The 26,481-nt window shown below is 54.0% G+C and carries 24 protein-coding genes; 20 read left to right on the top strand and 4 right to left on the bottom strand.

The window, feature by feature from the left end:
• On the bottom strand, positions 1–415 hold a 415-nt coding region (locus tag A3OW_RS0123330), incomplete at its 3' end, for a site-specific integrase (protein WP_020565878.1).
• A gap of 302 nt (positions 416–717) precedes the next feature.
• Between A3OW_RS0123330 and A3OW_RS26710 the strand changes: the two genes are divergently transcribed.
• The 20 genes from A3OW_RS26710 to A3OW_RS0123225 all read left to right on the top strand — a co-directional run bounded on the left by A3OW_RS26710 (position 718) and on the right by A3OW_RS0123225 (position 20,834).
• A complete protein-coding gene (locus A3OW_RS26710) occupies positions 718–1,383 on the top strand; it encodes a GNAT family N-acetyltransferase (protein WP_020565877.1) in 666 nt (221 codons plus the stop codon).
• A gap of 21 nt (positions 1,384–1,404) precedes the next feature.
• The gene (locus tag A3OW_RS0123320) at positions 1,405–1,965 is read left to right on the top strand and encodes an REP-associated tyrosine transposase (RefSeq protein ID WP_020565876.1); all 561 of its coding nucleotides are present in this window, start codon (positions 1,405–1,407) and stop codon (positions 1,963–1,965) included.
• Between the two features lie 230 nt (positions 1,966–2,195).
• On the top strand, positions 2,196–2,792 hold the full coding sequence (locus A3OW_RS0123315; protein WP_020565875.1) for a DedA family protein: 597 nt from the start codon (positions 2,196–2,198) through the stop codon (positions 2,790–2,792).
• Between the two features lie 125 nt (positions 2,793–2,917).
• Entirely contained in the window at positions 2,918–3,313 is a 396-nt protein-coding gene (locus A3OW_RS0123310) for a bacteriohemerythrin (protein ID WP_020565874.1), read from the top strand.
• Between the two features lie 634 nt (positions 3,314–3,947).
• Positions 3,948–4,877, top strand: coding sequence for an MlaA family lipoprotein (locus tag A3OW_RS0123300; protein ID WP_020565872.1), 930 nt, complete (start codon positions 3,948–3,950; stop codon positions 4,875–4,877).
• Between the two features lie 12 nt (positions 4,878–4,889).
• On the top strand, positions 4,890–7,205 hold the full coding sequence (locus A3OW_RS0123295) for an alpha/beta fold hydrolase (protein WP_020565871.1): 2,316 nt from the start codon (positions 4,890–4,892) through the stop codon (positions 7,203–7,205).
• Positions 7,206–7,315: 110 nt separating this feature from the next.
• On the top strand, positions 7,316–8,455 hold the full coding sequence (locus A3OW_RS0123290; protein WP_020565870.1) for a thiolase family protein: 1,140 nt from the start codon (positions 7,316–7,318) through the stop codon (positions 8,453–8,455).
• On the top strand, positions 8,455–10,773 hold the full coding sequence (locus tag A3OW_RS0123285) for a 3-hydroxyacyl-CoA dehydrogenase/enoyl-CoA hydratase family protein (RefSeq protein ID WP_020565869.1): 2,319 nt from the start codon (positions 8,455–8,457) through the stop codon (positions 10,771–10,773). Before A3OW_RS0123290 ends, A3OW_RS0123285 begins: the two co-directional genes overlap by 1 nt.
• Before the next feature lie 294 nt (positions 10,774–11,067).
• The gene (locus A3OW_RS0123280; RefSeq protein WP_020565868.1) at positions 11,068–13,548 is read left to right on the top strand and encodes an acyl-CoA dehydrogenase; all 2,481 of its coding nucleotides are present in this window, start codon (positions 11,068–11,070) and stop codon (positions 13,546–13,548) included.
• Positions 13,549–13,586: 38 nt separating this feature from the next.
• Positions 13,587–14,378: a bifunctional hydroxymethylpyrimidine kinase/phosphomethylpyrimidine kinase gene (thiD, locus tag A3OW_RS0123275; RefSeq protein WP_020565867.1), complete on the top strand. Its 792-nt coding sequence runs from the start codon at positions 13,587–13,589 to the stop codon at positions 14,376–14,378.
• Entirely contained in the window at positions 14,375–15,001 is a 627-nt protein-coding gene (thiE, locus tag A3OW_RS0123270; protein WP_020565866.1) for a thiamine phosphate synthase, read from the top strand. The genes thiD and thiE overlap by 4 nt, the downstream gene beginning before the upstream one ends.
• A 14-nt stretch (positions 15,002–15,015) precedes the next feature.
• A complete protein-coding gene (gene soxX, locus A3OW_RS0123265; protein WP_020565865.1) occupies positions 15,016–15,345 on the top strand; it encodes a sulfur oxidation c-type cytochrome SoxX in 330 nt (109 codons plus the stop codon).
• A gap of 25 nt (positions 15,346–15,370) precedes the next feature.
• Entirely contained in the window at positions 15,371–15,841 is a 471-nt protein-coding gene (gene soxY / locus A3OW_RS0123260) for a thiosulfate oxidation carrier protein SoxY (RefSeq protein ID WP_020565864.1), read from the top strand.
• Position 15,842: 1 nt separating this feature from the next.
• Positions 15,843–16,154 carry a thiosulfate oxidation carrier complex protein SoxZ gene (soxZ, locus tag A3OW_RS0123255; protein ID WP_020565863.1) on the top strand — a complete coding sequence of 104 codons (312 nt, stop codon included), beginning with the start codon at positions 15,843–15,845 and terminating at the stop codon, positions 16,152–16,154.
• Between the two features lie 140 nt (positions 16,155–16,294).
• Entirely contained in the window at positions 16,295–17,137 is an 843-nt protein-coding gene (gene soxA, locus A3OW_RS0123250) for a sulfur oxidation c-type cytochrome SoxA (protein WP_020565862.1), read from the top strand.
• Positions 17,138–17,347: 210 nt separating this feature from the next.
• Positions 17,348–17,920: a CAP domain-containing protein gene (locus tag A3OW_RS0123245; RefSeq protein WP_026223887.1), complete on the top strand. Its 573-nt coding sequence runs from the start codon at positions 17,348–17,350 to the stop codon at positions 17,918–17,920.
• 531 nt (positions 17,921–18,451) lie between these two features.
• Positions 18,452–18,955, top strand: coding sequence for an RNA polymerase sigma factor (locus A3OW_RS0123240; protein WP_020565860.1), 504 nt, complete (start codon positions 18,452–18,454; stop codon positions 18,953–18,955).
• A 133-nt stretch (positions 18,956–19,088) separates the two neighbouring features.
• A complete protein-coding gene (locus tag A3OW_RS25740; protein WP_020565859.1) occupies positions 19,089–20,078 on the top strand; it encodes a FecR family protein in 990 nt (329 codons plus the stop codon).
• 124 nt (positions 20,079–20,202) lie between these two features.
• Positions 20,203–20,448, top strand: a complete 246-nt coding sequence (locus A3OW_RS0123230; RefSeq protein WP_020565858.1) for a type II toxin-antitoxin system Phd/YefM family antitoxin — start codon at positions 20,203–20,205, stop codon at positions 20,446–20,448.
• A complete protein-coding gene (locus A3OW_RS0123225; RefSeq protein ID WP_020565857.1) occupies positions 20,445–20,834 on the top strand; it encodes a type II toxin-antitoxin system VapC family toxin in 390 nt (129 codons plus the stop codon). Before A3OW_RS0123230 ends, A3OW_RS0123225 begins: the two co-directional genes overlap by 4 nt.
• 206 nt (positions 20,835–21,040) lie before the next feature.
• Here A3OW_RS0123225 and A3OW_RS0123220 read toward each other — a convergent pair whose 3' ends face one another.
• The 3 genes from A3OW_RS0123220 to A3OW_RS0123210 all read right to left on the bottom strand — a co-directional run bounded on the left by A3OW_RS0123220 (position 21,041) and on the right by A3OW_RS0123210 (position 26,458).
• Positions 21,041–22,528 carry a class I SAM-dependent methyltransferase gene (locus A3OW_RS0123220; RefSeq protein ID WP_157385960.1) on the bottom strand — a complete coding sequence of 496 codons (1,488 nt, stop codon included), beginning with the start codon at positions 22,526–22,528 and terminating at the stop codon, positions 21,041–21,043.
• On the bottom strand, positions 22,525–23,787 hold the full coding sequence (locus A3OW_RS25735; RefSeq protein ID WP_020565855.1) for a PepSY-associated TM helix domain-containing protein: 1,263 nt from the start codon (positions 23,785–23,787) through the stop codon (positions 22,525–22,527). Before A3OW_RS25735 ends, A3OW_RS0123220 begins: the two co-directional genes overlap by 4 nt.
• 157 nt (positions 23,788–23,944) lie before the next feature.
• Positions 23,945–26,458 carry a TonB-dependent siderophore receptor gene (locus tag A3OW_RS0123210; RefSeq protein WP_020565854.1) on the bottom strand — a complete coding sequence of 838 codons (2,514 nt, stop codon included), beginning with the start codon at positions 26,456–26,458 and terminating at the stop codon, positions 23,945–23,947.
• Positions 26,459–26,481: the final 23 nt, after the last annotated feature.

Here is a 26,481-nt window from a genome sequence, read left to right as displayed (position 1 = left end):
ACACCAATTCACTGACACGAAGTCCGCAACCGTAACAGGTCGACAGTAACATGCGGTGTTTGAGGTTGCCGTGGGCCGCCAGGATGCGGCTGACTTCACTGCGCATCAGCAGTTCCGGAATGCGTTGTTCTTGTTTAGGCACCTGCAGCTTGACGCCAAAGCTGTCCTGGCCGAGGACGTGCAGATAGAAAAAACGGAGCGCATTCAGATACAAGCGGCAAGTGGCCGGCGAGAGGTGGCGTTCTTTGACCAGTGCGAGGAAGAACCCTTGCAGTTCTTCCCCCGACAGTTGAGCCGGCGAACGATGATAATACTTCGCCAACTCGGCGACAGCCATCAGATAACTGCGCTGGGTTCTCAGAGCCATGCCGCGTACCAGCATGGCATCGATCATTTTTTGACGTAACGGAGTCATCACATTTCTCCTCTAAAGACTGACCAACAGCGGTCAATCAGGAGTGTGCGACTTATTGTTACGAAAGGGAAATTTAGAGCTGTGCCAAGGCACCGCGCAGCGGTTTAGTTCAACAAATAATTATACAGTTTCTGTATATCTTCCTGACTCTACATCTTATTTGCAACAAATTTGTAACGTTAGTCAGTTGCTAACGGCATATCGTTCTAAATTGGAAGATATGCCGATCCAGATATTATTCTGAACCGGAATCATTGCCTTACTATCAGCGGCAAATAGTTGTATTCTGAAGGTAACCCAATATGTCCTTAAACAACAACCCCATCGAAATTACCCGCCTGACTCTGGCCGACCTTCGAGCCGACGAATCCGGCACGGCGATCGAACAACTGGCCGAACTGATCGTCGAAGCGTTTCGGGAGCCGCCGTGGCACGAGCATTTTTCGGCGTCGCGAATCCATTTCGGTCTGGGCGTCGAGCTGATGCGGCAGGGCGCGCTGCTGTACGCAGCCAAAGAGCAGGACGCCGGCCGGATCGTCGGCTATGTGCTGGGCAAGGAACTGGCCGCAGGCGAAGGCAACGGGCATCAGCAGACGTTAAAAGACATATCCGGCACGGCGGCGCTGGATTATCTCTGCGAGAACGGGCGGCGGGTATTTTACGTAAGCGGGCTGGCGGTCAGGTCCGGCTTCAGGCGCCGAGGCATCGCCGAGCGGCTTTCGCTGGCCTTGCTCGACGAGCTGCGCCGGCAGGGATTTTCTTACCGTCTGGGGCGCACCGACCGTTCGATGATCAGCATGCGCAATCTGTATCAAAAGCTGGGATTCAGGGAATTGCCGGTCACCGACGCCAACCACTCCGAGCGAAGCCCGGTAGGGTACGCACCGCGTACCTTTTTGATGTCTGACTCAACGGAACGTCTTGGAAAAGGTACGCAATGCGTACCCTACCGGCGGATTTTGAAATGAATTGCATTCTCGGAGCCTGTCTTGGCTGATTATCGCCGCTGTTACGTTCCGGGTGGATCGTTTTTCTTTACCGTAGTAACGGAACGGCGGGCGGGTATTCTGGCGAACGACCAGGCGAGGGATTGTTTGCGCGAGGCAATCCGGCATTGCCGTCAATATCTTCCTTTTCGTGTCGATGCGTTGGTGATGTTGCCCGATCATGTTCACGCCATCTGGACGATGCCGCAGGATGACGGCGATTACTCCAAACGCTGGGGCATCATTAAAAAACGCTTCACCCAAAACTGGCTTGCTTCAGGCGGGTCTGAACAACCGGTCACCGAATCGCAACTGCGTTACCGGCGGCGCGGCATCTGGCAAAGACGATTCTGGGAACATGCGCTACGGGACGAGCGCGACTATCAAAACCACTTCGACTATCTGCATTTCAATCCGGTCAAACACGGACTGGTGAACAACGTGTCGGATTGGCCCTATTCTTCATTTCATCATTGGGTCAAGCAAGGCGTTTATGCGATGCATTGGGGATCGGGAATTGAAGATCGCATTCATCTTGACGATATTCGGAATACCGGCGAATAAAGCCTGTAAAGGTACGCGGTGCGTACCCACCCCAAAGTGCCCTAACAAAAAAGCAATCCGCCAATTAAAAGACAGTGCCTTTGGGTTGCTTTAAGCTCCCTGTTATCCTATAGTCTCGAATCCAGTTTGCTCCGATACCTCGCAGCATAGGATCGGCTCCCGTAACCCGATACCGCGGACGGATTTAACCGCGGTTAATAAGAGTAGTATCTCATTGAAAACCAAATTTGATGGACGAGTTATTTTTACAGTGGCTTAAGGAATACGGTTACGTCATCCTGTTCGCATGGTCGATATTGGAAGGTGAAAGCGGCCTGATCATGGCCGGCGTGCTGTCCCATACCGGCGACATGAATTGCCTGCTGTCGATTTTTGTCGCAGGGCTCGGCGGTTTTACCGGAGACCAGATTTATTTTTATATCGGCCGCTTCAATAAAGCCTTTATTCAGCGCAAGCTGCACAGGCAGCGGCGTAAATTTGCGATCGCCCATTTGCTGCTCAAAAAGTACGGCTGGCCGATCATTTTCATACAGCGTTATCTGTACGGTCTGAGGACGGTCATTCCGATATCGATCGGACTCACCAAATATTCGGCCAAGCGGTTTGCCCTGATCAACCTTCTGAGCGCTTGGGTCTGGGCGGCACTCACGATCACGCCTGCGTATTTTTTCGGCGCGGAAATTCTGAGCCTCCTGGCCATCGCCAAAGCTCACTGGTATTTTGCGCTGCCGCTGGCAGCCACGGTTCTTTACGGAATCCATGCCTATTTCCATAAGCTGGAAGAGAGCCTTCTGCAAAAACGACGGAATCGGTTCCGGAAAAAATAAAGCCTGTAAGGTAATAAGCAGAAATACGGATTCATTTGCAATAACCATAAAAAAAATATTGTTTTATCGACTCAAATAAACCATAATGCGCCTGCGGTTTTTATAACAACAACGAGGAGGTCAATATGGCTTTAATTACCTGGACAGCAGAACAATTCGGCACCAACGTCGGTTTTGCCGATGAAGAGCACAAAATCCTATTCGGTAAATTGAACAAACTGTATGACTTGGCGACCGGCGGGGCCGAAAGATCGACCGTGGGCGCTCAGTTGGATGATCTGATTGCTTATGTGGTAGAGCATTTTGCGCATGAGGAAAAAGAAATGGCGGCGGCCGGCTATTCCGGGCTGGATGCGCATAAAAAAGAACATGACGCTTTAGTTACAGTCTGTGCGGATCTGCAAAAGAAATTTCATGCCGGCCAAGCCGAGGTGACCGACGAAGTCGGTCAGATGGTCAAAAACTGGCTGAACAATCATATTCCCAATGTGGACAAAAAATATGCATCCGCTTTAGGTTAAAACGGTCTATCTCCACTCAAGCCTGTGAAACCTGTTTCACAGGCTTTTTTATGCCCGCCCGAACGGCTAATGCACGCTCGGTTCAAGTGCACTGTCTGTATGTAGAGGCAAATCCATTCACCCTTACGGGATATGAAACTATTCCGATAGGTAACTCCCGGCGCTGCAGCAATGTGCCGACATTCTCCGGCGATTGCATCTTCGATTTTTTCCATCCTTGTCAAGCCCCACCATCCCTCCCCGGCATAACGGCCGGACGGAATCACATCCAACCCAACGGCATAATTCCGGCAGAATCATCGAACCGAAATCCGGTCGATTTCCGGTCTCTCTGAGTGAAATCGGCTTTGAATGCGGCCACGAACCGAAAATTAAAAATAACTTCATAAAAAATTAATGGTTCTATAATCAAAGTGAACCCCGTATAAATCGACCCGATCTTTAAGTACCCCGCTTACAATCTGGCCTTTTTCCCGGTTATAAAGTACCAATTAAGTGATTCCAATCGATAAAGTCGATGATTTTTAACAAACGATTGGGTTGAATAAACGCAAGTGACCGGTTACATGCAAGCCGGAGGGTGTTAAGATAACTGAATTTCTTCAGTATCCATTTTCATTCCAGACATCCCGATATGATTCAGCAGACTACCACTATCCGAACGCTTCTCCTGAGTAATGTATTTGCCCTTTCCGCCTTGATGGGCTGCGCCAGTACCACGCCGCCGGAAGCCATCGGGGAGACGGACTCCCTGGAAGACTGGAACCGCGGCACGTACGCTTTCAACGACAAACTGGACAAGAACGTGGTCAAACCGTTAGCCCAGGGCTATCAAAAAATAACGCCCAAGCCGGTGAATGAGAGCATAACAAATTTTTTCAGCAATATTAACGACATCGGCGTCACCGTAAACGACCTGTTGCAGTTAAAGCTGCTGCAGGGCGGCATGGATCTGAGCCGCTTTCTGGTCAATACCACCGTCGGCGTAGGCGGCTTTTTCGACGTAGCCAAGAAAATCAACTTGCCCAAACACAACGAGGATTTCGGGCAGACTCTGGGCTTCTGGGGGGTACCGTCCGGCACTTATCTGGTCCTGCCGTTCTTCGGGCCCAGTTCGCCTCGGGATACCGTCGGACTGGTGGGCGATGCCCTGCTGAATCCTCTGACCTATGTTTCGGTATTCGGCGGAGCCGCCGTCAATGCCGCCACCGCCGGATCCAAAGTTCTGGAAGTCACCGATACCCGCTCCGACGTTCTGTCTTCGGAAAAAGTACTCGACGAAGCTGCGGTCGACCGATACGAATTCATCAAAAACGCCTATATGCAACAGCGCCAATACCTAGTTTATGACGGCGATCCTCCGGAAGAGGACGTCGACGAGCTGTCCCTGGAAGAAGACGGCACCGGCGAATCTTCCGCCGCCGGGCCGCAAACCAGGGTAGTCGAGGGCGGCATCCCCGTCACGCAGGGCGGCTACGAGCTGGGCGACCAAAACCCCAATAACGCCCCTGCCCCCGTTATCAATAATTCGAGGCACCTTCTGGAACTGTCGGCCCCCGAATAAACCTAAGTCATTATGCAGTATAGAACCGACTACCCTGAAAACTGGAACGATATAGACACGGGGCTCTATAACCGCTCGGTAAAAGTGTTCGGTTCGGTACGCAAACTGCTGGGCGTCAAAATGAAGCTTCATGCCGACACCCAGGTGCAGCAAGGAGATATTTTTTTATTCAATCACTTTTCCCGCTTCGAAACTTTTATTCCTCAGTTTTTAATTTTTGAACAGAGCGGCGCCTACTGCTGCGCCATCGCCTCGGGCGAATTCTTCAAGGAAGACAACGTTCTTTCCAGCTTTTTAAGCAATGTCGGCGTATTTCCGCACAATCATCCCCGGCTTTTTTCCTTGCTTGCCCAGCAAGTGTTGCGCGGACGCAAAATCATCATCTTTCCCGAAGGCGGCATGGTCAAGGATCACCGCGTCATGGACAGCAAAGGCCATTACAGCATCTATTCGCGGCTCGCCGGCGAAAGGCGCAAGCATCATACCGGAGCTGCGGTCCTGGCTCAGGGGATCGAAATTTTCAAGGCGGTGATTCGTAGAGCCTATAACCAGAAAAACTACGATCAGCTGTTACGCTGGAAAGAAGAACTGCAACTCGACAGTCTCGATTACATTTTGACTTCGGCGCTGAAACCCACTTTGATCATCCCTTCGAATATTACCTTTTACCCGATCCGGTCCTCGGAAAATCTGCTGCTGACCGGGGTCGAACTGTTTTCCAACGGTCTAAGCAGGCGTCAGACCGAAGAACTTCTGGTCGAAGGCAATATCATCTTTAAAAACACCGACATGGATATCCGGATGGGAATGCCCATCGACCCCAGCAAGACCTGGAACTGGCAGACCCGCTACCTCATCCCCGAAGTGTTGCCCGAACTGAAAACGCTGGACGATGTTTTTTCTTTACAGATCGCTCCGAAAAACTGGAAGCAGAGACTGTTGAGGGCCAATCTGAAACAAAGCGCCAACGAAACGCGCAACCAGTACATGGAGCACATCTATACGAACGTGACGATCAATTTAAGCCATCTGGCTTCCACGCTGATCATGCACAGTATAGAAAACGGCCAGCCGCAAATCGTACGCCAGCGTTTTTATACCGTCCTGTATATAGCGGTAAAACATTTGCAGAACAATGCCAAAATCAATCTGCACCGAAGCCTGCTCAATCCCAACGAATACTCGGATTTAAGCGAAGGAACCAGCAAGCGCTTCGAACAATTTATCACGATGGCGAAAACCTCCGGCTTGATCAAGGAGGAAGGCGATTACTACTATTTTCTGCCGAAGCTGCTGCAGGAGCATGATTTTGACGAAATCCGGCTGGAGAACCTGATTGCCGTTTACGACAATGAAGCCGAACCGATCAAGCCTGTCCATGCAACCGTTGTTCAAGCGCTTCACGAGTATGAAAAACTCGACAAGCAAAAACTGGCCGCCTGGCATCTTGAAGACGAGCATCTCGATTTAAACTGGGAAATTCAGACTTTTACGCGATCGAAATTCGCCGATATCAATGAACATGAAACGGCTTCCGCCAATCCTTCGCCTTTTTTCCTGCAGCCCAAGGAGGACAGGGGAATCGGCGTTTTACTGATACACGGGCTTCTGGCCAGTCCGGCCGAGTTAAGAGGCTACGGTGAAAGTCTGGTCCAACAAGGGTACACCGTACTTGGGGTCCGGCTCAAAGGCCACGGCTCCTCACCCTACGCCCTGCGAGACCAATCGTGGGAAGACTGGTACTTGTCGGTAAAAAAAGGCTATAGAATACTCAAGGCGCATTGCAGCCGCATCATTTTGACCGGATTCTCTACCGGAGGAGCGCTGGCGCTCAAGCTGGCTTCGGAAAACTTTCCGGAAGTTATCGGCGTCAGCGCGGCGGCCGTTCCTTTAAAATTCATCAACTCCTCGTTCATGCTGGTCCCATTACTGCACGGCACCAACAAACTGGTGGATTGGGTTTCCTCTTTCGAGGGCATCAAGCCTTTCATGGCCAACGTTTCGGAACATCCGACCATCAATTACCGGCATGTCCCGGTCAGGGCCCTGTACGAATTAAGGCTGTTGATTCAGCATATGGACGAAGTTTTACCCAAAATCGCTATTCCGGTCCTGATCATACATGGAGATGAAGACCCGATCGTCTCCGTCAAAAGCGCCTCCGAGGTTATGAACAAACTGGGAACTCAAGAAAAAGAACTCAGGATAGTCCATTCCAGCCGGCACGGCATTTTAATGGAAAACATCGGCGGAACCTGGAGCATTAATGACGAATTTATCGCAAAATGCGTTCGCGAACCGGAGCTTATAACTTCCGACTCCTCCTGAATTATTGGTCTGCCGCAGGGGAACTCCTTTAGCTCAGGAATATCCAATTCAACAATAAAAATAATTTCAGCGAGTAGCCGTTAATATGACTATTGACAGGAGTAAGGCAGATGAAAAACGTAGTTATCGCAGGGTATTGCCGATCCCCCTTCACGCCCGCCGCGAAAGGCCGGTTGAATAAAGTCAGACCGGACGATCTGGCCGCTCAGGTTGTCAAAGGTCTGATCGGCAAAACAGGGGTCAATCCCATCGACATCGAAGATCTGATCCTGGGCTGCGGCTTTCCCGAAGGCGAACAAGGAATGAATATGGCCCGGCTGCTCGTTCCTTTGGCAGGGCTGCCCATTTCCGTTGCCGGCGTGACGGTTAACCGCTTGTGCGGCTCATCGATGCAAGCGATTCATATTGCGGCCGGCGCCATTCAAATGAATGCCGGCCATGTCTTCATTTGCGCCGGCGTTGAATCCATGTCGCGGATTCCCATGGGCGGCTTCAATTATATGCCCAATCCGGCGCTTTACGAAAGTTTTCCTCAAGCCTATATCGGCATGGGCGACACCGCGGAAAATCTGGCCAGACAATACCATATAGAGCGTCCCGAACAGGAGACCTTCGCGCTGGCAAGTCAGCGAAAGGCCTATGAAGCTCAACAGCAGGGACGCTTTTCCGATGAAATCATTCCGATTACCACGGCCTCAAACGAGACCGTTGATACGGACGGCTGCTTGCGCCCCGATTCCACAGCCGCCGACCTGGCCAAGCTGACGCCGGCTTTTCAGATAAGCGGGACGGTTACCGCTGGCACCTCATCGCCGTTAACCGACGGCGCCGCCGCCGTTCTGGTTTGCAGCGAAGAGTACGCCGATTCGCATCATCTCCCTAAGCTGGCACGCATCAAAGCCACGGCGGTATCGGGCTGCGCTCCGGAAATCATGGGCATAGGCCCTGTCGGTGCGACGCAGAAAGCGCTGCAGCGCGCCGGACTGGCGCTGGACGATATCGACATCGTCGAATTGAACGAAGCCTTCGCCGCACAGTCGCTCGCGGTGCTGAAAGCCATGCCGATTCCGTTGGGCAAGCTCAACCTGGACGGCGGCGCCATCGCTTTGGGCCATCCCCTGGGCGCAAGCGGCGCCCGCATTACCGGCAAGGCGGCGAGCCTCCTGCACAGGGAACATAAACGCTATGCTCTGGCTACCATGTGCATCGGCGGAGGCCAAGGCATTGCGACCATTCTGGAGGCCATCTGATGAACATCGAGAAAGTCGCCGTAATCGGCGCCGGTGTCATGGGGGCGAGCATCGCCGCTCATATCAGCAATGCCGGTATTCCGGTCGTTTTGCTGGATATCGTCCCCGAAAATGCCAGCGATCGCAGCATCATCGCCAAAACCGCCGTCGAGAAACTGCTCAAGGCCGACCCTCCGCCCCTGATGCATCCGGGCAACATCCGGCTGATCACGCCGGGCAACATCGAAGACGATCCGGGCTTACTGGCGGACGTCGATTGGGTCATCGAAGCCGTGGTCGAACAGCCTCAGGTAAAACAATCGCTGTATCGTAAACTGGAGACGGTCTGCACCAAAGACTGTCTGATTTCCTCCAATACTTCCACCCTGCCCTTGAGCCTGTTGACGCAGGACATGCCCGACAGCTTCCGGCAGCGTTTCATGATTACCCATTTTTTCAATCCGCCCCGCTACATGCGGCTCCTGGAACTGGTATCGGGACCGGAAACCCGGCCCGAGCTGACGGCAGCCGTTACCCGGTTTGCCGACGTCCGTCTCGGCAAGAATTGCATCGCCTGCAAGGACACGCCGGGATTCATCGGCAACCGCATCGGCATTTACTGGCTGCTGTGCGGCCTGCACGAAGCGATCGAGCTGAACGTCAGCGTTGAGGTCGCGGATGCGGCCATCTCGGCGCCTTTCGGCATCCCCAAAACCGGGATCTTCGGCCTGCTGGATCTGGTCGGGCTCGATCTTGTGCCGCACATTCTGAAAAGCATGGAGCAAGCGCTTCCGAAAACCGACGCGTTTCATCAAGTCGGCCGGCTTCCCGAAGTGGTCCGGAACATGATCGAAAGCGGTCACACCGGCAGAAAAGGCAAAGGCGGCTTTTACCGTCTGAATGAAGCCGGCGGCAAACGGGTCAAGGAAGCCGTTAATTTGGCGACCGGCGATTACCGGGTCAGCGAAAAACCCGATCTGAGTCTGCTTCAGGAAGCCCAAAAAAAAGGTGCTCAGTCCCTGTTGTCCTCTCCCGATCCGGCCGCCCTTTATGCCCGGCGGGTCATGGCGAAAACGCTGGCGTATGCCGCCGGCCTGGTGCCGGAAATCTCCGACGACATCACGGCCATCGACGCGGCGATGCGCGACGGTTTCAACTGGAAACTGGGGCCGTTCCAGTTGATCGATCAAATCGGTGTCGGCTGGTTTGCCGGGGCACTTCACGAAGACCATCTCCCGGTGCCGCCGCTGTTGGCGATGAAGCAGCCCTTATATAAAGCCGAATCCGGCCAACTGCATTATCTTGACCTGACCGGCGCGTACCGCTCCGTACCCAGCGTCGAAGGCAGGCTCCTTTTGGCTGACATCAAACGGCAGGGTCCCTCGCTTCTGGAAAACCGGTCTGCGAGCCTGTGGGACATCGGCGACGGCGTGGCCTGCCTGGAATTCCACAGCAAATTGAATACGCTCGACATGGAGTCGATGAAGCTGATCCGGCAAAGCGTCGATAAAGTTTCCGAGAGTTACAAAGCGCTGGTCATCCATAACGACGCCGAACATTTCTCGGCCGGCGCCAACCTGGGTTTGTTGATGGAAGCCATCCACCGCAGCGACTGGCATGCCGTCGAGCAGTTGATCCAGGAAGGTCAGCAAACCTACAAAGCCTTGAAATACGCGTCCTTCCCGGTCGTGGCCGCACCTTCCGGACTGGCCCTGGGAGGCGGCTGCGAAATTCTGCTGCATTGCGATGCAATCCAGGCGCACGCCGAGCTGTATACAGGCCTGGTCGAAGTCGGCGTCGGTCTGATCCCGGGCTGGGGCGGCTGCAAGGAATATCTTCGCCGCTGGCTGGCTTTTCCGAAACGGCCGGGAGGTCCCATTCCGCCCGTGGTCAAAGCGTTTCAGACCATCAGCATGGCGACGGTATCGAAATCGGCGGCGGATGCGAAAGAACTGCTCTTTTTAAGCAGGAACGACGGCATCACGATGAACAAGGACCGCCTCCTGTTCGATGCCAAGGCCAGGGCAATCTCATTGGCGGAAAATTATACGCCGCCCTCGCCTCCGGTCTTCCCGTTACCCGGCAAAACCGTCAAAATTCTGCTGTCGATGGGCGTCAAAGCGTATCGCCTGCTGGGCAAGGCGACCGAATACGACGTCGAAATCGGCGATAAACTGGCCACGGTGCTGAGCGGCGGCAACACCGACATCACGACACCGTTATCGGAAGACGACCTGCTGGCGCTGGAATGCGAGGCATTTGTCGCCCTGGTAAAACAACCGGGAACCCTGGCCAGACTCGAACACATGCTGAAAACCGGCAAGCCGTTGAGGAATTAACCTCGTCCGCGCCCAATAGCCGTTAAGTTTAGAAAAAATACACGGTAGGGTGGATAAGCAAAGCGCATCCACCGCACGACCGCCGGATGCGCTTCGCTTATCCGGCCTACGAAACTCAAAACCGGCAAGCCGTTGAGGAATTAATCCCGTTCGCGCCTAATGCCGTTAAGTTAAGAAAAAATGTACGGTAGGGTGGATAAGCAAAGCGCATCCACCGCACGGATTCGAGAACCGATCGCTTGCAATGCCGGTCTTGAGTGCAATTTAAAGCTTTACCCAACCTGGAGAACAATCATGCTGTGGATAGCCGCCCTACTGGTCCTGTTGACGGGTCTGTACTACTATCGAATTCCGCTGCTCTGGTCCACTGCCGTTTTGGCCTCGTTATTGACGGTTTATTTTCTCTTCACCGGTCCGACTCCGCTCGGCATCGGTCTGGCAACGGTTTTTTTGCTGATTTTTTTGCCTCTCAATCTTTCTTTCGTCCGGCAGCGTCTGATCACCGGACCGCTGTTTCAGATCATGAAAAAAGCCCTGCCGTCGATGTCGCAAACCGAGCGGGAAGCACTGGAAGCCGGCACGACCTGGTGGGATGCCGAGCTTTTCTCCGGTAACCCGGACTGGAAGAGGCTGATGGACTTGCCTACCGCCACGCTGTCCAGGGAAGAACAGGCGTTTATCGACGGTCCGGTGGAAACCTTGTGCGCGATGCTGAACGACTGGGACATCACCCACAACCGCATGGACCTACCGGAAGAAGTCTGGGATTACATTAAAAAGCAGAAATTCTGCGGCATCATCATCCCCAAACAATACGGCGGCCTGGAGTTTTCGGAAACGGCGCATTCGGAAATCGTCATGAAAATTTCCAGCCGCAGTTCCACCGCCGCCGTGACGGTGATGGTGCCCAATTCGCTGGGACCGGCCAAACTGCTGCTGGTCTACGGCACCGAACAGCAAAAAAACCATTATCTTCCGCGCCTGGCTTCGGGCGAGGAAATTCCGGCATTCGCGCTGACCGGCCCACTGGCGGGCAGCGATGCGGGCGCGATGCCGGACACCGGCGTCGTCTGCTACGGCACCTTCGACGGCAACGAGCAGGTGCTCGGCATCCGCCTCAACTGGGAAAAGCGCTATATTACGTTAGGCCCCATCGCCACGGTGCTGGGACTCGCCTTCAAGCTCTACGATCCGGAGCATTTACTCGGCGATAGAGACAACCTCGGCATTACCCTGGCCCTGATACCGACCGGAACGCCGGGCGTATCGATCGGACGGCGCCATTTTCCGTTGAATTCGGCCTTCCAGAACGGCCCAAACTGGGGCAAGGACGTGTTCATTCCGATGGACTGGATCATCGGCGGCATCGAGCAGATCGGCAACGGCTGGAAAATGCTGATGCAATGTTTGGCCACCGGACGGGCCATTTCGCTGCCGGCGCTCAGCGTCGGCGGCGCCAAACTGACCTGCCGCAATACCGGCGCCTATGCGCGGATACGCAAGCAGTTCAACGTGCCGATCGGTGAATTCGAGGGCATCGAAGAACCGCTGGCGCGCATGGCCGGCGAAACCTACATTCTCGACGCGGCGCGACTGGTCACCACCGCCGCCCTGGACAACGGTGAAAAGCCTTCGGTCATTTCCGCCATTCTCAAATACGAATTGACCGAAAGAATGCGCAAGATCATCAACGACGGCATGGACATCCAGGGCGGCTCGGGCATCTGCATGGGCCCCCGGAATTATCTCGGCCGCCTGTATCAGGTCGTCCCGGTCAGCATTACCGTGGAAGGCGCCAATATTCTGACCCGCTCGATGATGATCTTCGGTCAGGGCGCGATTCGCTGCCATCCTTATCTGCAGAAAGAAATGGCGGCGCTGAACCTGCCCAATCGGAAACAGGCCTTGATCATTTTCGACAGCCTCCTGCTCGAACACGTCGGCTTTTTCATGCACAACCTGGTGGCCGGTTTTCTGTTCGGTCTGACCGGCGCCCGTTTTATCCGGACGCCGGGCAACCGGCTGACCAAACGGTATTACCAACAGATTGCCCGCTTCAGCACGAGTTTCGCCCTTCTTGCCGACTTTGCCTTGATGACTCTGGGCGGTTCGTTAAAACGAAAGGAAAGAATCTCCGGGCAATTTGCCGACGCCTTGAGCAACCTCTATCTCTGCTCCTGCGTGCTCAAACATTACCAGAATCAGGGCGGTCGCAAGGAAGACATTCCGCTGCTGCATTGGGCCTGCCTGCAAACGCTCCATCAGGCTCAGCAAGCGCTCTCGGAGATTCTCCGGAAACTGCCGCTGCAGCCGGCCGCATGGCTTTTGCGGCTGGCGGTTTTTCCTTTCGGAAAACCGGTCTCGCCTCCAAACGACCGCCTGATTCATCAAACCGCCTCGCTGCTGCAACACGATTCGGAGGTTCGGGACCGCCTGACGCAGGGAATCTATGTCAGTTTCGATAAGGAGGACGCTACCGGCCGGATTGAAGCCGCCTTTAAAGCCGTGCTGGCGGCGGCTCCGGTCGAAGCCAAAATTCGCCAGGCGCAAAAAGATAAGCGGCTGGCCAAAGGCGATCCGTCGGCGATGGCCGAAGAAGCCGTGGCTCAAGGCCTCATCAGCGATCAGGAAGCGGGCCTGATGGCCCTGGCCGGACAAGCGCGGCGGGCCGCCATCGATGTGGACGATTTCAGCCCCGAAGAAATGCTGGGCAAACAGGCGGCTTCAAGGAGCGGCGAATCTCGAAAAAGTATTCCGGAGGTTTATACGGTATAATAAAGTCTTTGAAATCATGCCGTTTTACAGACTTTTCAATGCCGTTCGAACGCCCCGTTGTTCTTTCTTTTTCCGGTCACGACCCCAGCGGCGGCGCCGGCGTGCAGGCCGATATCGAAACCCTGGTCAGTCACCGTTGCCATGCCGCCAGCGTCGTCACCGCGTTAACGGAACAGGACAGCCGCAACGTCAGGAAACTGCTGCCGCAACACCCGGAAGACATTATCAGCCAGGCGAATACCCTCCTGGATGACCTGCCGGTGAAGGCTTTCAAGATCGGCTTGATCGGTCACCCCGAAACCGCCCATGCGATCGGTTCGATCCTTAGCCGGCATGCCGGCATTCCGGTGATTCTCGATCCCGTACTGGCCGCCGGCGGAGGCGCCGAACTGGCCGGCGAACCATTGATCGCCGCCATCCTCGAAGCGCTGCTGCCTCTGACTACCGTGTTGACGCCCAACAGCAACGAGGCCCGCCGGCTGACCGGCGAAAGCGGCCTCGATCGCTGCGGGCTGGCCTTGCTGAATTACGGCTGCCGCTACGTGCTGATCACCGGCACCCATGAAAACACCCCCGCCGTCAGCAATACGTTGTTTCACGACCGGCGCCTGTGGGAAACCTATACCTGGGACCGGCTGCCCGCCAATTATCACGGCTCCGGCTGCACCCTTGCCGCCGCCATTGCCGGGCTGATGGCGCATGGCCTGGCCGCGGAGCAAGCCGTTTTCGAAGCCCAGGAGTACACCTGGAACGCCTTGAGCAACGCCTATCGGCCGGGCAAAGGTCAACACAATCCCGACCGCTTTTTCTGGACGGAAACTGAAGAATGAAATTCCCGACCCGGGGGCTTTACGCCATTACCCAAACCGCCAACAAATCCGCCGATACCGTCGTCGAGGAAGTCGCCGCGGCCCTCCGGGGCGGCGCCGTGGTGGTCCAGTACCGCGACAAGCATCCCGACAACGCGCTCGATCTTGCCCGGCAACTGGTCCAGCTCTGCCATCGTCACCAGGTGCCGCTGCTGATCAACGACGATGTCGAGCTGGCGCTCCAGGCCGGAGCGGATGGCGTCCATCTCGGCCGGGAAGACTCGGCCATCGAGGAAGCGAGAGACCGGCTGGGCCCCGAAGCCATCATCGGCTGCTCCTGTTACAACTCGGTCGAGCTGGCGCTGGCAGCGGAGCGGCGGGGCGCCGATTACGTCGCCTTCGGCCGCTTTTTTCCGTCCTCGTCCAAGCCCTTGGCCCGGCCGGCCGACCCGGCAACGCTGCGCCGGGCGAAACAGGCCTTGACCGTGCCCAGGGTCGCGATCGGCGGCATCCTTCCGGAAAACGGCGCGCAACTGCTGGAGGCCGGCGCGGATCTGCTGGCGGTCATCGGCGGCCTCTTCGATTGCGAACCGGAGCAGTCCGCCCGAAATTATCAGGCCTTGTTCAGCCGCCCTTGCCGGTGATGAGAATACTCCCGATGTTGGCCGCAGCGCTCTTGTTCTCTTGCGCCTCCTCGTCGGAATTGTCCAGGCAAAGGCTTAACGAAGGCAAACGGATCGCGTTCGATCGCAACCAGGGTAACTGTCTGGCCTGTCACCGGATAGAAGACGGGAAAGATCCGGGCAATATCGGCCCGCCGCTGACGGGGCTTGCGTCCCGCTTCGAAAACAAACGGCAATTGCGCGAACAAATTTTCGACGCGACCCGCTTCAATCCCGAAACCAGCATGCCGCCTTTCGGTCGAAACCAAATCCTCAGCTCCGAGGACATCGACAAGATCGTCGATTATTTGTGGAATTTACCCTGACAGACCGTTTCTCCCCCGGATAACCATGCCCAACACTCGCAGAACATTCATCAAACGAACCCTGGCCTTCGGTGCCGGCGCCCTGGCTTCAGGTACAGGCTGGCTTGTCCCTAGCGAGGCCCGCGCCCGATGGACGGCCGATGATTTCCGTCCCGGTCCCATCCAGGCGTCGCTGACCCGGTTGTTCGGCCCAGGAAAAATTACCGAAACCGACCGGATCGGCCTCAAGCTTCCCCAGATCGCGGAAAACGGCGCGGTCGTGCCGATTACCGTCAGTACGACACTGGATCAGGTCACTGCCCTGTCGATCCTGGTGGAAAAAAATCCGGTGCCGCTGGCGGCCCGCTTTGAATTGTCTCCCGAACTGGAAGCCTTCGTTTCCGCTCGGTTCAAAATGGCGGAAACTTCCGACGTCTGGGTCGTCGCCGAAACCGGCCGGGGTCTTTACGGTGCCCGACAGCTCGTCAAAGTCACTATCGGCGGCTGCGGAGGCTAGCATGTCCAGCATCAAAATCCGAAGCAAACGCATGGACGGCAAGACCCAGATCCGAACCCTGATCACTCATCCGATGGAAACCGGCCGCAATCGCGATCCGGAGACGAACCGTCCGATCCCGGCCCATTACATTCAGGAACTCACGGTCAGCGTCAACGGCCGGACGGTCGTCAGCGGCGCCCTGGGCGCCAGCGTATCCAAAGATCCCTATTTCGCCTTCATGCTGAAAGGCGGCCAAGCCGGCGATAAAATTTCGATCGGCTGGCGCGACAATCTCGGCAACACCGATCATGAAGAGCACGTCGTCAAATAAGCCGGTGTTATTTAAGATATGACTAAAAATAACTTCCTGAAATGCAACCTGATCGTTCCCACGCTCTGCGCACCCTAAAGGGCATGAATGGGAACGCAGTTCGAACCGCTCTCCGGTTCGGAACGCAGAGCGTGGGAACCATGAAGGAAGTTCGATGCTCGTCTTTTTTCCGGGTATTGATTTTATCGCTTGCCCTGCCCTCTTTTGCCGATCCTGTGCAGGACCAGGTCCGGTTCAGGCAATACTACCGGCAATTATTTCCCGATTTAACGCTGCAAGACTATGCCCAGGGCGTCTATGCCATCGATCCGGTGGCGCGGGAGTCGTGGCTGGCCATTGAAGAGTTCCCGCCTTACGAAGCGGCCGTCGAACAGGGCGAGGCGCTGTTCAATACGCCTTTCAAACAAACCGGCAATCGCTACGCCGACTGCTTTCCCAACCGGGGAATCGCGATCGCCCAGAACTACCCCCTATGGGACCGCCGGCAGGGCGAAGTCGTCACGTTGGCCAGAGCCCTCAACGACTGCCGCCTGAAGAACCGGGAAGCTCCTTTAAACGACGAGCGGGGCGACTTGGCCTCCCTGCTGGCTTATATGAGTTATACCTCGCGCGGCCAGGCGATCAACATTATCGTGCCCGAGGACGACCCGCGCGCGCTGGCGGCCTATCGTCAGGGCAAAGACTTTTATTACCGGCGGCATGGTCGGCTGAATTTCGCCTGCGCCACCTGCCACGTGCAAAATGCGGGAAAACGGCTTCGCTCCGAACTACTCGGCCCTTCCCTGGGACATACCGCCGGCTGGCCCACCTACCGTTTGAAATGGGGTGAAACGGGCACTCTGCATCGGCGATTCCGGGAATGCCTGACTCAAATCAGGGCCGAACCGCCGCCTGCTCAAAGCGCCGTCCTGCGCAATCTCGAATATTTCTTAAGCTATATGGGCAACGGCATTCCTGTCACCGGACCCAGCACGCGCAAATGACCGCAGGGAAAACTCCCTGCTTAGACTCATCCCGGCCGAGCTCATAATGAAGATGATATATAATGGCCATTGCCGTTAAATCGAACGATCGGGCTATGAGGCGCTGCAAGGGGGACTTGGCCATACCAATATCCCCCGGCTCCGGCTTAACCCGGCGGCATGAATGTCACGGCTCAACCCGCTGTTGTTTATTTACCCATGAACTCCGTCATGAAACGAATCTCTTCGCTGCTCGTCGTTTGCCTCGGCATCGTTCATTATCCGCTGTCCGCTGCTTCCGGTGCGCCGCCGACAATCGACATTTCCGAAATGGAGCGGCAAATCCATCGGCTCATCAACCGGGAACGGCAAAACCACGGATTGACTCCGTTGGCCTGGGACGAACAGCTTACCCGGATCGCCCGCAGCCACAGCCAGGACATGGCGAGCCATCGGTATTTCAGCCATACGAATCGGCAAGGGGAAGATGCGGCGGTTCGCAGCAAAAATCTGGGATGGAACAAGAAAAAACAGATCGGACCCACGACCTGGCTCACCGGTCTCGCGGAAAACATCTTTCTGAATCACCTTTACGACAAGATGGTTAAAACGATACGGGACGGCGTTGTCGTCAACATGGAATACACCTGGAATCCCCCCGATCAAATCGCCCTTTCGACGGTGCAGGGATGGATGGACAGCCCTTCCCATCGAAAAAACATTCTGTCGCCGCTGTACGACCGGCAAGGCATCGGCGTGGCGATCCGGGAGAGCGAAGTATTGATAACGCAGGATCTGTTTTAGCTCCGGTATTTCGTCGAGAAACGCAACCGGTTTCGGAATCCGCTCGAAAATCAGTATGATAGGCAATTCTAGATGAGACTGTACCGATGTCGATTGCACAGTCGATAAAAAACCTCCTGGAGCATTCTCATATCGCCTCCAGAGGCGAATTCATTCGTCCTATCCAAGCCTGAATGCCGTTGAGGAAGTTAAAAGCCCCGTCCGTGGGAGGGCTTGGCCCCATGGGTATCCGCCGCGATCGAGGCCCCTGCCGCGGCTAAAGCCGCTCCCACGAAGACCCGAATTCGGGAAGTCATGGTAGCCAATCCTTGGCGGCTGGCTCGAAAAATGCCACCGTCTCGACCGGTGTTGTCCAATAAAAAACGTTAGTCATTCTTTCAACTCCGGTCAATTGTGTGATATGCCGCATATTTGCGTCATTTCCCATACAGGGCAAATCCATAAAACTCTATCTTGCTGAAATACCAAGGAATTGAACATGGCATAACAATTGCGGTATTACTGACGCGAATCCTACTCCAGGTAGTTATCATGAAAACCGCCATAGCTCTTCTCGAAACGACCTTTATTGAAAACCATGGCACTTTGTTGCAGTTACTGAAACGATACATAGGCTGTAGCGATACCGCCGAAGAATTGGTTCAGGAAGCTTATTTGCGAGTTATGCAGTTGGACACCGTGAACGAAATCACGAATCTTCCCGGTTATTTGTTCAGGGTGGCCATGAATCTGGCCAAGGATCACGTGCGTAGAAACTCGTTTATCGAATCAGACAGTTCCGGCTTGCTGGACGATCAATTGGCGTGTACTCAGCCGACGCCGGATACCGTCATGCAGGCGCAACAAGAACTGGTCATGTTGCAGCAACTGATTTCCGAACTCCCGCCACAATGTCAACGTATCTTTTTGTTGTGTAAAATCCAGCACCTTAGCCATGCCGAGATCGCCGAACAACTGAACATTTCTCCCCGTACGGTGGAAAAACAAATCGGCAAAGCGCTTAAAATTTTACGGGACCGCATGTTTTCTCAGTAATATCAATCGCTTTTGTGAGAGTCCTCTAAAATTCGTGTTGACAATCAGAATAAGCCCGGTAAATTAACGATCGGGGGGTGCTGCCGCACTCTTTCGCTGTAAAATCAATAAGAGTGATATGCACCCGAATCCAGTGGATACAAAGATCTCCGACGAAGCCATCGACTGGTTTTCCAGACTCGGTTCAGGGCGGGCTTCGTCCGAGGACCACCAAAGGTTTGAAGCCTGGCGCCGACAAAGCCCCATCCATGCGAAAGCTTACGCGGACGTCGAAAAGTTTTGGGCATCGTTGGACGGGCCTGCTCTCAGAGTTTATCAGCAAAAAAATCCTGCGGTTAGCTCGAAAACTACCGGCTCCGTAGCCGTTCGCCGCGTAACGCGGGAGCGTTGGCTATTCGGCGGACTGGCGTTGGCGGCGGCATGGCTCGCGGTATTTTATTTGCCGGGTATGCTTCGTTTCTGGTCTTCCGATTACAGCACACAATGGGGGGAAAAGCGGGAAATCGTGCTGGCGGATCATTCACTGATGATGCTCAATACTCATACGGCCGTTTCGATCGATTTCTCATCGGAACGGCGTAAAGTATCCTTGACGGAAGGAGAAGCGTATTTCGAAGTCGCCCGCGACCTAAGCCGTCCTTTTATCGTCGAAACGGCTTACGGCGTCGTCCAGGTAACCGGCACTATGTTCAATGTTTATGCGCAGGAAAAACGGATGACGGTTACCGTATCCGAAGGCCGGGTGCGTGTGTCTCCGACCGGCGGCGCGCAAGGCCATACGGTCGAACTGACGGCAGGACAGCAAGTGGCCGGCGACGGCAACGGCATCGGCCGCATTATCGAAACCGATGCCCGGCAATCGTCAGCCTGGCGCGAGGGCCTGTTGGTGTTTACGATGCGGCCTCTCGCCGAGGTGGTCGATGAATTGAATCGTTATTTTCCCGGCCGAATTATCATCGCCGATCCCAGAATCGGGCAGCGCATCGTCAGCGGCGCATTCGATTTGACTCGACCGCAAGAAGTCTTGGAAGCCATAGAAAAAACGCTGGACCTAACCTCGCTGACGCTTGCCGATAACTTAATACTGCTTTATTACCCTGCGCTTCAATTCGCCGCCCAATAGGTCGGGCATAAAAACGTGCCCGACCGACCAGGCTTATCTCTAATTAATACAATTAACCACTAGAATAGCGTACCGAGCCGTGATAAACTAAACTAAATAAACTAAGTTTAATCAGAGGGTCATCATGCGGACGTACAACATTCACGATGCCAAAACTCAGCTTTCCCGACTGGTGGAGCAAGCGGCCAACGGTGAGCCGTTTGTCATTGCCAAGGCCGGTAAGCCGATGGTCAAGGTGATTGCGCTGAATGCGCCGGAGCCTTCTCAAATCAAGCGCTTCGGTTTTATGGCGGGACAAATCCAGGTGCCGGATGATTTTGACCGGATAGGCGAACAAGAAATCGTGCAGTTATTTGAGGATGGCGCATGAAGCTGCTGCTGGACACCCATCTGCTGCTGTGGGCGGCAGAAGGTTTTGAATATTTGCCACCGGCTGCCCAGACGCTAATGAGCTCCCTTGAAAACGAACTGTTATTCAGCGTCGCCAGTCTTTGGGAAATCGTTATCAAATGCGGCTTAGGCCGTAAAGACTTCCAGGTCGATCCGCGCCTACTGCGGCGCGGCCTGCTGGACAATGGCTACGGTGAACTACCGATCCTGAGCGAGCATGCGGTAGCCATCGGCGCGTTGCCGCCAATCCATAAAGATCCCTTTGACCGCTTACTGATCGCCCAAGCCATTGCCGAAGGCATCACACTATTGACGTCCGACGCCTATTTGGCCGAATACCCAGGTCCTGTGCAACACGTCCAATGAATGACAGCAAAAAATAAGTCCAGTAGATCGGGCAACAGCGCCACCGTTGGACGGCGAAGAGGCCGTTCGGTGATCCGTAACCGTTACCTCCTATCGCCGCATCGAAAATGTCGGGCACAAAAAACGTGCCCGACCTACCAGACTAGATTATTGACCAACATTATCGATACCCCTCTGTTTACCGGGTTGAACTGGTTTTTCCGCATTCATTCGTGCCGACTTGCCACAGGCGGCGATTCCGTGGAAAGGTATCGAGAAGGTTTATCGAGCCGATTATCGGTAGCATGATAGTTGATGATTCCGCACTCCATAGCTAAAAATCCGACTATTTCAATGAATTCGGATTCACTCAGCGTTATCTGTTGCGCCAATAGGTTGTCGTAAACCTCGGACAGGCGGCGCTTACCGTCGATGGACGAAAACAGGGCGTCGGCGATGTGATAGTAAGTACCGCCGATGGGAAGCAGGTAATCCCTTATTCCAAGCTCCATGCGATTTTCGATTCTTACGCCGGTGAATGTCTTGCGCTGTATCAGGCTCAGCATCTGTTCGTCGGCCATTTTCGGAATGGCTTGCCAAAAAATACCCGGATCATTCGATTTATAGCTATTGGCGGTGATATCCAGTACAGTAGATTTCCGTGCCGCGAAAAAATGGATGTTTTTTTCGACGGTACCGCTTTCCCGGTTTATTGACTCGAAGTCGTGCATCCTGAAGCGATGAATTCTGGAATCGACCAGGGAAAACCCGCGCTTATGGATATAGCTCAGGGATTCCCCAAGGTTGCGTCCGCCCAACACGCCCGGATCACCCGGAAAAATGAAGCCCGGCGATAAGTTGATCCACAGACCGTCCGGAGCCAATATTCGATGAATCTCGCCCATCAGCCCTACTGTGTTGAATTCCGGCGCGTGTTGGGTCAGAACGACCGATGCGGTTGAGTTCTTGAGCGGAACATTCATCGCGTTGGCGACCAACAGCGTTAGGTTATACGGGGGCTTCGGCGGGGGCGATATGACGGCTTCATTCCACGCGGCTTTCTCGATATGGACGGTTAGAGGATTTCCTGCCATCAAATCCTTGGCCGTCAATAGTGTCGGCAGGGACAGGTCTATGCCTATGGCCTGGCCGAAGTGCCCGGAAATAGCGTGTAGCAAGCCGCATGCGCCCGCACCCAGCACGACCGCACTGGCTTTGTCCCGGCAATGTTCCAGGATCACCCGTTCGAATAACGATGTCGCCGAGACAAAATCCGCAGTCGGATGCCAGTCTTGATAAAAGTACCCCAGCATGTGGTTATAAGAATAAGCGGTTTGCACGGATGCCCAGGACAAGAAATCCTCCTGCCTGGAAAAACCGTTCAAGTAATTTTGAATAGGAGCGCACTGCTGCTTCAGCAAACGCAGATTACATTCCATGCCGCTCAGGGTTTTTCTAATCCTTGCCGATAACTCACTGGCCGGGTTTTGATCTAGGTATTCGCCAAGCTCGGCCTGGGTCTTTTCAAAAGCAAACTGGGCACTTTCTATTTCGTCCAGAAAACCGAACAGCGATGCCATGGGCTTGGGCAGAAATATTCCAATGCCATCGATAGATGGAAAGGTCATTCCGCACGATACGCACCGGTAATCGGAAGTGCCGTGGCTTGCTATTTCGGAACCGCAACCAATACACTGCATGTGCTTCGATTTCATAGGGTTTTCTTCTCCAGTTGGGTTTCGCGGTATAAAACCGGGACGAACTTGTTGCTGTGGCGGCGTTCCGCCCGCTTCTTCTGCCGCCAGCGAACGAATCCGGTGATGAACAACACCGGACAAGCCAAACCGGACAGAAAAACCAGAATACGGCCGCACCAGCCGAAGGCCTGGCCGGAATGCAGCGGCCATTGCCAGTCGAGGAAGGATTCGCCGGGGCTGCGGCGCACATCGGGTGCCCTCACTTGCAGAATTTTCCCCGAGTACTGATCCACAGTAACGGTGCGCTCCGACCAGAACCAACTCAGGTCCGGCACATCAATGCGCGTCAGGGCGTATACACCGTGCTTGCCGTCCGGGGGTTTCAGCAAATGCCAGCGCCCGCCCGGAAACGCGGCTTCGGCGATTGTCACGGCCCGCTCCAGGCCTATGGGAGCGATTCCCGGAATCATAGAGGATTGCGGCGGCGGCGTATCCCGGACCCGAGTTTCCGGCGAAGCCTGCTTCACCAGCCAGTCGAACTGCTGGGGCAGGTTGAAATAAACGCCGGACAGCAAGACCGTACCCAATACCGGCATCGAATAAATGCCGAAGGTTTTATGCAGGTCGAAATTGAGCCGTTCGACGCTCGCCCGGCGCTTGACAGTGAAAGCCTGTGCCCATTTCCCGGTCAAGGGCCACCACACGATCAGCCCGCTCAGCAGGGAAACCAGCGACAGCGCCGCTAGGATGCCGACCAAGGTAATTCCTGTATCCTTCAGCAGCAGCCCGTAATGCAGCTTGAAAATAAAACCGATGAAACGGTGTCGGAACGGGCTTTCCGATGAGTAGAAAACCCGGTCGCCCGTGACTTCCGCGGTATACGGATTGATGAATAGGGTGTGGGTCGCGTTTTGGTTCTGGCCGGGTAGCGCGTACCAGTAGACGAATACCCCGCGTTCGTGACGGGGATAATGGTAGCCATAGCCCGGTTTGGCGTCCTCCGGCAACGAGGATTTGACGGACGCTTCGATTTCCGAGAGAGGGCGGTAGGAGACCCGATCGTCTTTGGGTATTTCGACCCGCATCAAATCCCGGTTCAGCCATTCGTCGATTTCCTGCCAGAATACGAGGACGCTACCGGTGAGACTAATTATCACCAGCATCCCACCGACAAACAGACCCAACCATAGATGGACCTGCAACCACAGCTTGCGGCGGCTTTTCAATCGCTCCAGACGGTTCGATTTGGTCGCCAAATTGTTTGCTAAATAATTCATGGACTCACCTATTACAAAGGTTAGGGCCGACCTAATCCATCAAAAGATTCGTTGCATTAACGAAGACTTATGATGTAATACATACTGATGTAGCCTACTACCAACGCCTCTTGCGTAAATCAAACGACATACCGGCTTGTTTCATTGGGCATTAGGCTCAATATTCCAATCTCACCGATCCGATTACCGTTAACGGGTCGGCTGGTAATATCGATGCACTGTTTGAGCTGGATGCGAAATATCTTTTATCAAGCAGGTTATTGACGTTTAGCTGGGTTGTTAGCTTGGTACCCATCACATTCATCGAATAAGCAGCCATCGCATCAACTCGCACATAGCCCGGCAACTGGAAGGAGTTTGCAGTATCCCCTTCTCGTTCTGACGCCAGGTAAACGCCAGCTCCAAAACTCAACCCCTGCAATGGCGTGTTCACAAAATCATATTTGCCCCAAACGCTGCCGGAATGTTCGGGTACATTCAGCAAGCGGTTTCCCAGATTGTTGTCGTTGCTTTTAGTGATTCTTGCGTCTGTGTAGGCATACGTTCCAATCAGGCTGATTGAATCAGATACCTGTCCTTTCATGTCAAATTCGATGCCCTGGCTTCTCGCTTCGCCAAGCGCTACGCTGAATTGGGAATTTACGGGGTCGGGAGTCAGGACGTTTTGTTTTGTCAGGTAATAATAGGCAATGCTCGACGTAAGGCGACCATCGAACAATTCGGTTTTCACACCGGCTTCGTACTGGGTAGCGATTTGCGGGTTAAAAGGCTGTCCTGTTCGTGAACGTCCGCTATTATTACTACCCAAAGACTCGGTGAAGTTACCGTATAGAGATAACCATTGCCAAGGGCGATATAACAAACCGACACGAGGGCTAAAGTGCTCATTATTAGTGTTTGCGGGGTTAGCGAAGGAAACCGTTGAATAGCTTGAAGAGGCACTGGCCCAATCGTAACGCCCGCCGCCCAGGATATGGATTTTATCTCCCAAAAATTTAATTTGATCCTGAAAGTAAACGCCATACCATTCCTCATTATTGGTATAAAAGAAATTCGGTGCATTTTTTCGCATGGTGTCGAGACTGTTAAGGTTGGCCGTACCGTAAACGGGGTTAAAAATATCGATAGTTGATGAAGGATCGCTATCGACACCTTGTGCTTTATCAGCTTGCAGAGAAAAATAATCGCCGCCCAGCAACACCTTATGATGCAATCCGAAAGTGTCAAAGTCTCCGGTAAGGTTTGCATAAACGGTATGAGATTCCCTATCGGAATCGACTAACCAAGGAGATCGGTCAAGCGTTTGATTATTTGTCTGTAAAGAAGTGGAATAATGTTCCCGCCAGTTATAAGTCAGGTCATTCCAAACAAAACCATTTTGAAATTTCCAATGATCGTTGAATTTATGTGTCCAATTGAAGTCGATTAGTTTGGTTTCGACGTGATAATTTTCCCAAGGTTCTCCTAAAAATCGGCTTAAGGGAATGGAGGCAGGCCGGTTACCGATGGCGGGTATGCCAGAGTCATCGACGGTATCTTCATTTTTGTATTCGAAATTCAGATTGACTTCTGTCGCATCGCTAAGACGCCAAGTCAAACTTGGGGCAAGAAAAATGCGGTCGTCAAACACGATGTCCCGAAAAGAATTCGTGCCGAGATAAGCTAGATTGAACCGATAGAGCAAGGATTTATCGTTGGTTATGGGTCCGGTGGCATCCACTGTAGTCCTATAGAAATCATAGGAACCGAATTGTTGCTGCAAGGAATAATAAGCTTGATCCAGCGGTTTTTTAGTGACCAAATTGACCAGACCACCGGGTTCAACACGCCCGAACAACATAGCTGCAGGGCCCTTCAATATTTCAAGCTGGTTCAAATGAGCGGTTTCGCTGGATTGCGCGAACATCCGGACACCGTTTCGATAAAAGTTGGAGCCCGATGAAAACCCGCGGATTGTGAAAGATTCATAACCATTTCCGAAGGTAAAATTCCGTTGGACGCCACTTACATTTTTGGTTGCGTCTTGGAGCCGTATTGTCTGCTGGTCGTCCATTACGGCTCTAGGAACCACCTGAATATTGACTGGCGTTTCCATTATCGGCGTGTCGGTCTTGGTCGCCGTGCTGGAATTTTGAATGGTGTATTCGGTATTGTAGGGATCGTTCGGGTCGAACACGACGCCGGCCGTGACACGCATTGCCGGCAAGGTCTCGGCATTGGCACCGTCGGCATCGGTAGCGGATGCGGCTTTACGTGCCAAAGTCACCGTCCGTTCGTCGACAAAGTCGGCCCTAAGCTGCGTGCCGATCAATAATCTTCGCAGCGCTTCCTGCGGCCGGTAGCTACCTTTCAGCGGCGCACTGCGCAACCCTTGTGCGATCGCGCCTTCATACAGGATGTGCAGACGACTCTGCAAGGTAAATGCGCCCAGAGCTTGCGCCAGATCTTGCGCCGGTATGTCGAACTGGATCGTTGCCGCAGCCTGGGTCTCCGCGGCCACGGCTATTTTCACCGACGGCGGCGCAACACAAGCAGCAATAGCAGCCATCAAAGTAAGGCATTTATTGTTTAAAGCCGGACGTATTAAGGGACCAGTATTTTCGAAAAAAAACGAGGTGCCGTTGTTTAGCTGTAACGAAAGTTTTTTTTGTTGTTGATTATTATCGATCATTGTTTTTTCGGTAGTGTCGTAAA

This window comes from Methylosarcina fibrata AML-C10, assembly GCF_000372865.1.
In the GTDB taxonomy this organism is placed as follows: Bacteria; Pseudomonadota; Gammaproteobacteria; order Methylococcales; family Methylomonadaceae; genus Methylosarcina; species Methylosarcina fibrata.
Note: the sequence above shows the minus strand (reverse complement) of the source record. Positions and strands in the feature narration are given on the sequence as shown.

Excerpts from the sequence above, each read along its gene's own strand:
- A3OW_RS0123225 (WP_020565857.1), top strand. The coding sequence starts at position 20,445 with ATGAAGCTGCTGCTGGACACCCATCTGCTGCTGTGGGCGGCAGAAGGT.
- A3OW_RS0123295 (WP_020565871.1), top strand. The coding sequence starts at position 4,890 with ATGCAGTATAGAACCGACTACCCTGAAAACTGGAACGATATAGACACG.
- A3OW_RS26710 (WP_020565877.1), top strand. The coding sequence starts at position 718 with ATGTCCTTAAACAACAACCCCATCGAAATTACCCGCCTGACTCTGGCC.
- thiD (WP_020565867.1), top strand. The coding sequence starts at position 13,587 with ATGCCGTTCGAACGCCCCGTTGTTCTTTCTTTTTCCGGTCACGACCCC.
- A3OW_RS0123230 (WP_020565858.1), top strand. The coding sequence starts at position 20,203 with ATGCGGACGTACAACATTCACGATGCCAAAACTCAGCTTTCCCGACTG.
- A3OW_RS0123300 (WP_020565872.1), top strand. The coding sequence starts at position 3,948 with ATGATTCAGCAGACTACCACTATCCGAACGCTTCTCCTGAGTAATGTA.
- A3OW_RS0123280 (WP_020565868.1), top strand. The coding sequence starts at position 11,068 with ATGCTGTGGATAGCCGCCCTACTGGTCCTGTTGACGGGTCTGTACTAC.
- soxZ (WP_020565863.1), top strand. The coding sequence starts at position 15,843 with ATGTCCAGCATCAAAATCCGAAGCAAACGCATGGACGGCAAGACCCAG.
- thiE (WP_020565866.1), top strand. The coding sequence starts at position 14,375 with ATGAAATTCCCGACCCGGGGGCTTTACGCCATTACCCAAACCGCCAAC.
- A3OW_RS0123290 (WP_020565870.1), top strand. The coding sequence starts at position 7,316 with ATGAAAAACGTAGTTATCGCAGGGTATTGCCGATCCCCCTTCACGCCC.
- A3OW_RS0123220 (WP_157385960.1), bottom strand. The coding sequence starts at position 22,528 with ATGAAATCGAAGCACATGCAGTGTATTGGTTGCGGTTCCGAAATAGCA.
- soxY (WP_020565864.1), top strand. The coding sequence starts at position 15,371 with ATGCCCAACACTCGCAGAACATTCATCAAACGAACCCTGGCCTTCGGT.
- A3OW_RS0123210 (WP_020565854.1), bottom strand. The coding sequence starts at position 26,458 with ATGATCGATAATAATCAACAACAAAAAAAACTTTCGTTACAGCTAAAC.
- A3OW_RS25735 (WP_020565855.1), bottom strand. The coding sequence starts at position 23,787 with ATGAATTATTTAGCAAACAATTTGGCGACCAAATCGAACCGTCTGGAG.
- A3OW_RS0123310 (WP_020565874.1), top strand. The coding sequence starts at position 2,918 with ATGGCTTTAATTACCTGGACAGCAGAACAATTCGGCACCAACGTCGGT.
- A3OW_RS0123245 (WP_026223887.1), top strand. The coding sequence starts at position 17,348 with ATGAAACGAATCTCTTCGCTGCTCGTCGTTTGCCTCGGCATCGTTCAT.
- soxA (WP_020565862.1), top strand. The coding sequence starts at position 16,295 with ATGAAGGAAGTTCGATGCTCGTCTTTTTTCCGGGTATTGATTTTATCG.
- A3OW_RS0123240 (WP_020565860.1), top strand. The coding sequence starts at position 18,452 with ATGAAAACCGCCATAGCTCTTCTCGAAACGACCTTTATTGAAAACCAT.
- A3OW_RS0123285 (WP_020565869.1), top strand. The coding sequence starts at position 8,455 with ATGAACATCGAGAAAGTCGCCGTAATCGGCGCCGGTGTCATGGGGGCG.
- A3OW_RS0123315 (WP_020565875.1), top strand. The coding sequence starts at position 2,196 with ATGGACGAGTTATTTTTACAGTGGCTTAAGGAATACGGTTACGTCATC.
- soxX (WP_020565865.1), top strand. The coding sequence starts at position 15,016 with ATGTTGGCCGCAGCGCTCTTGTTCTCTTGCGCCTCCTCGTCGGAATTG.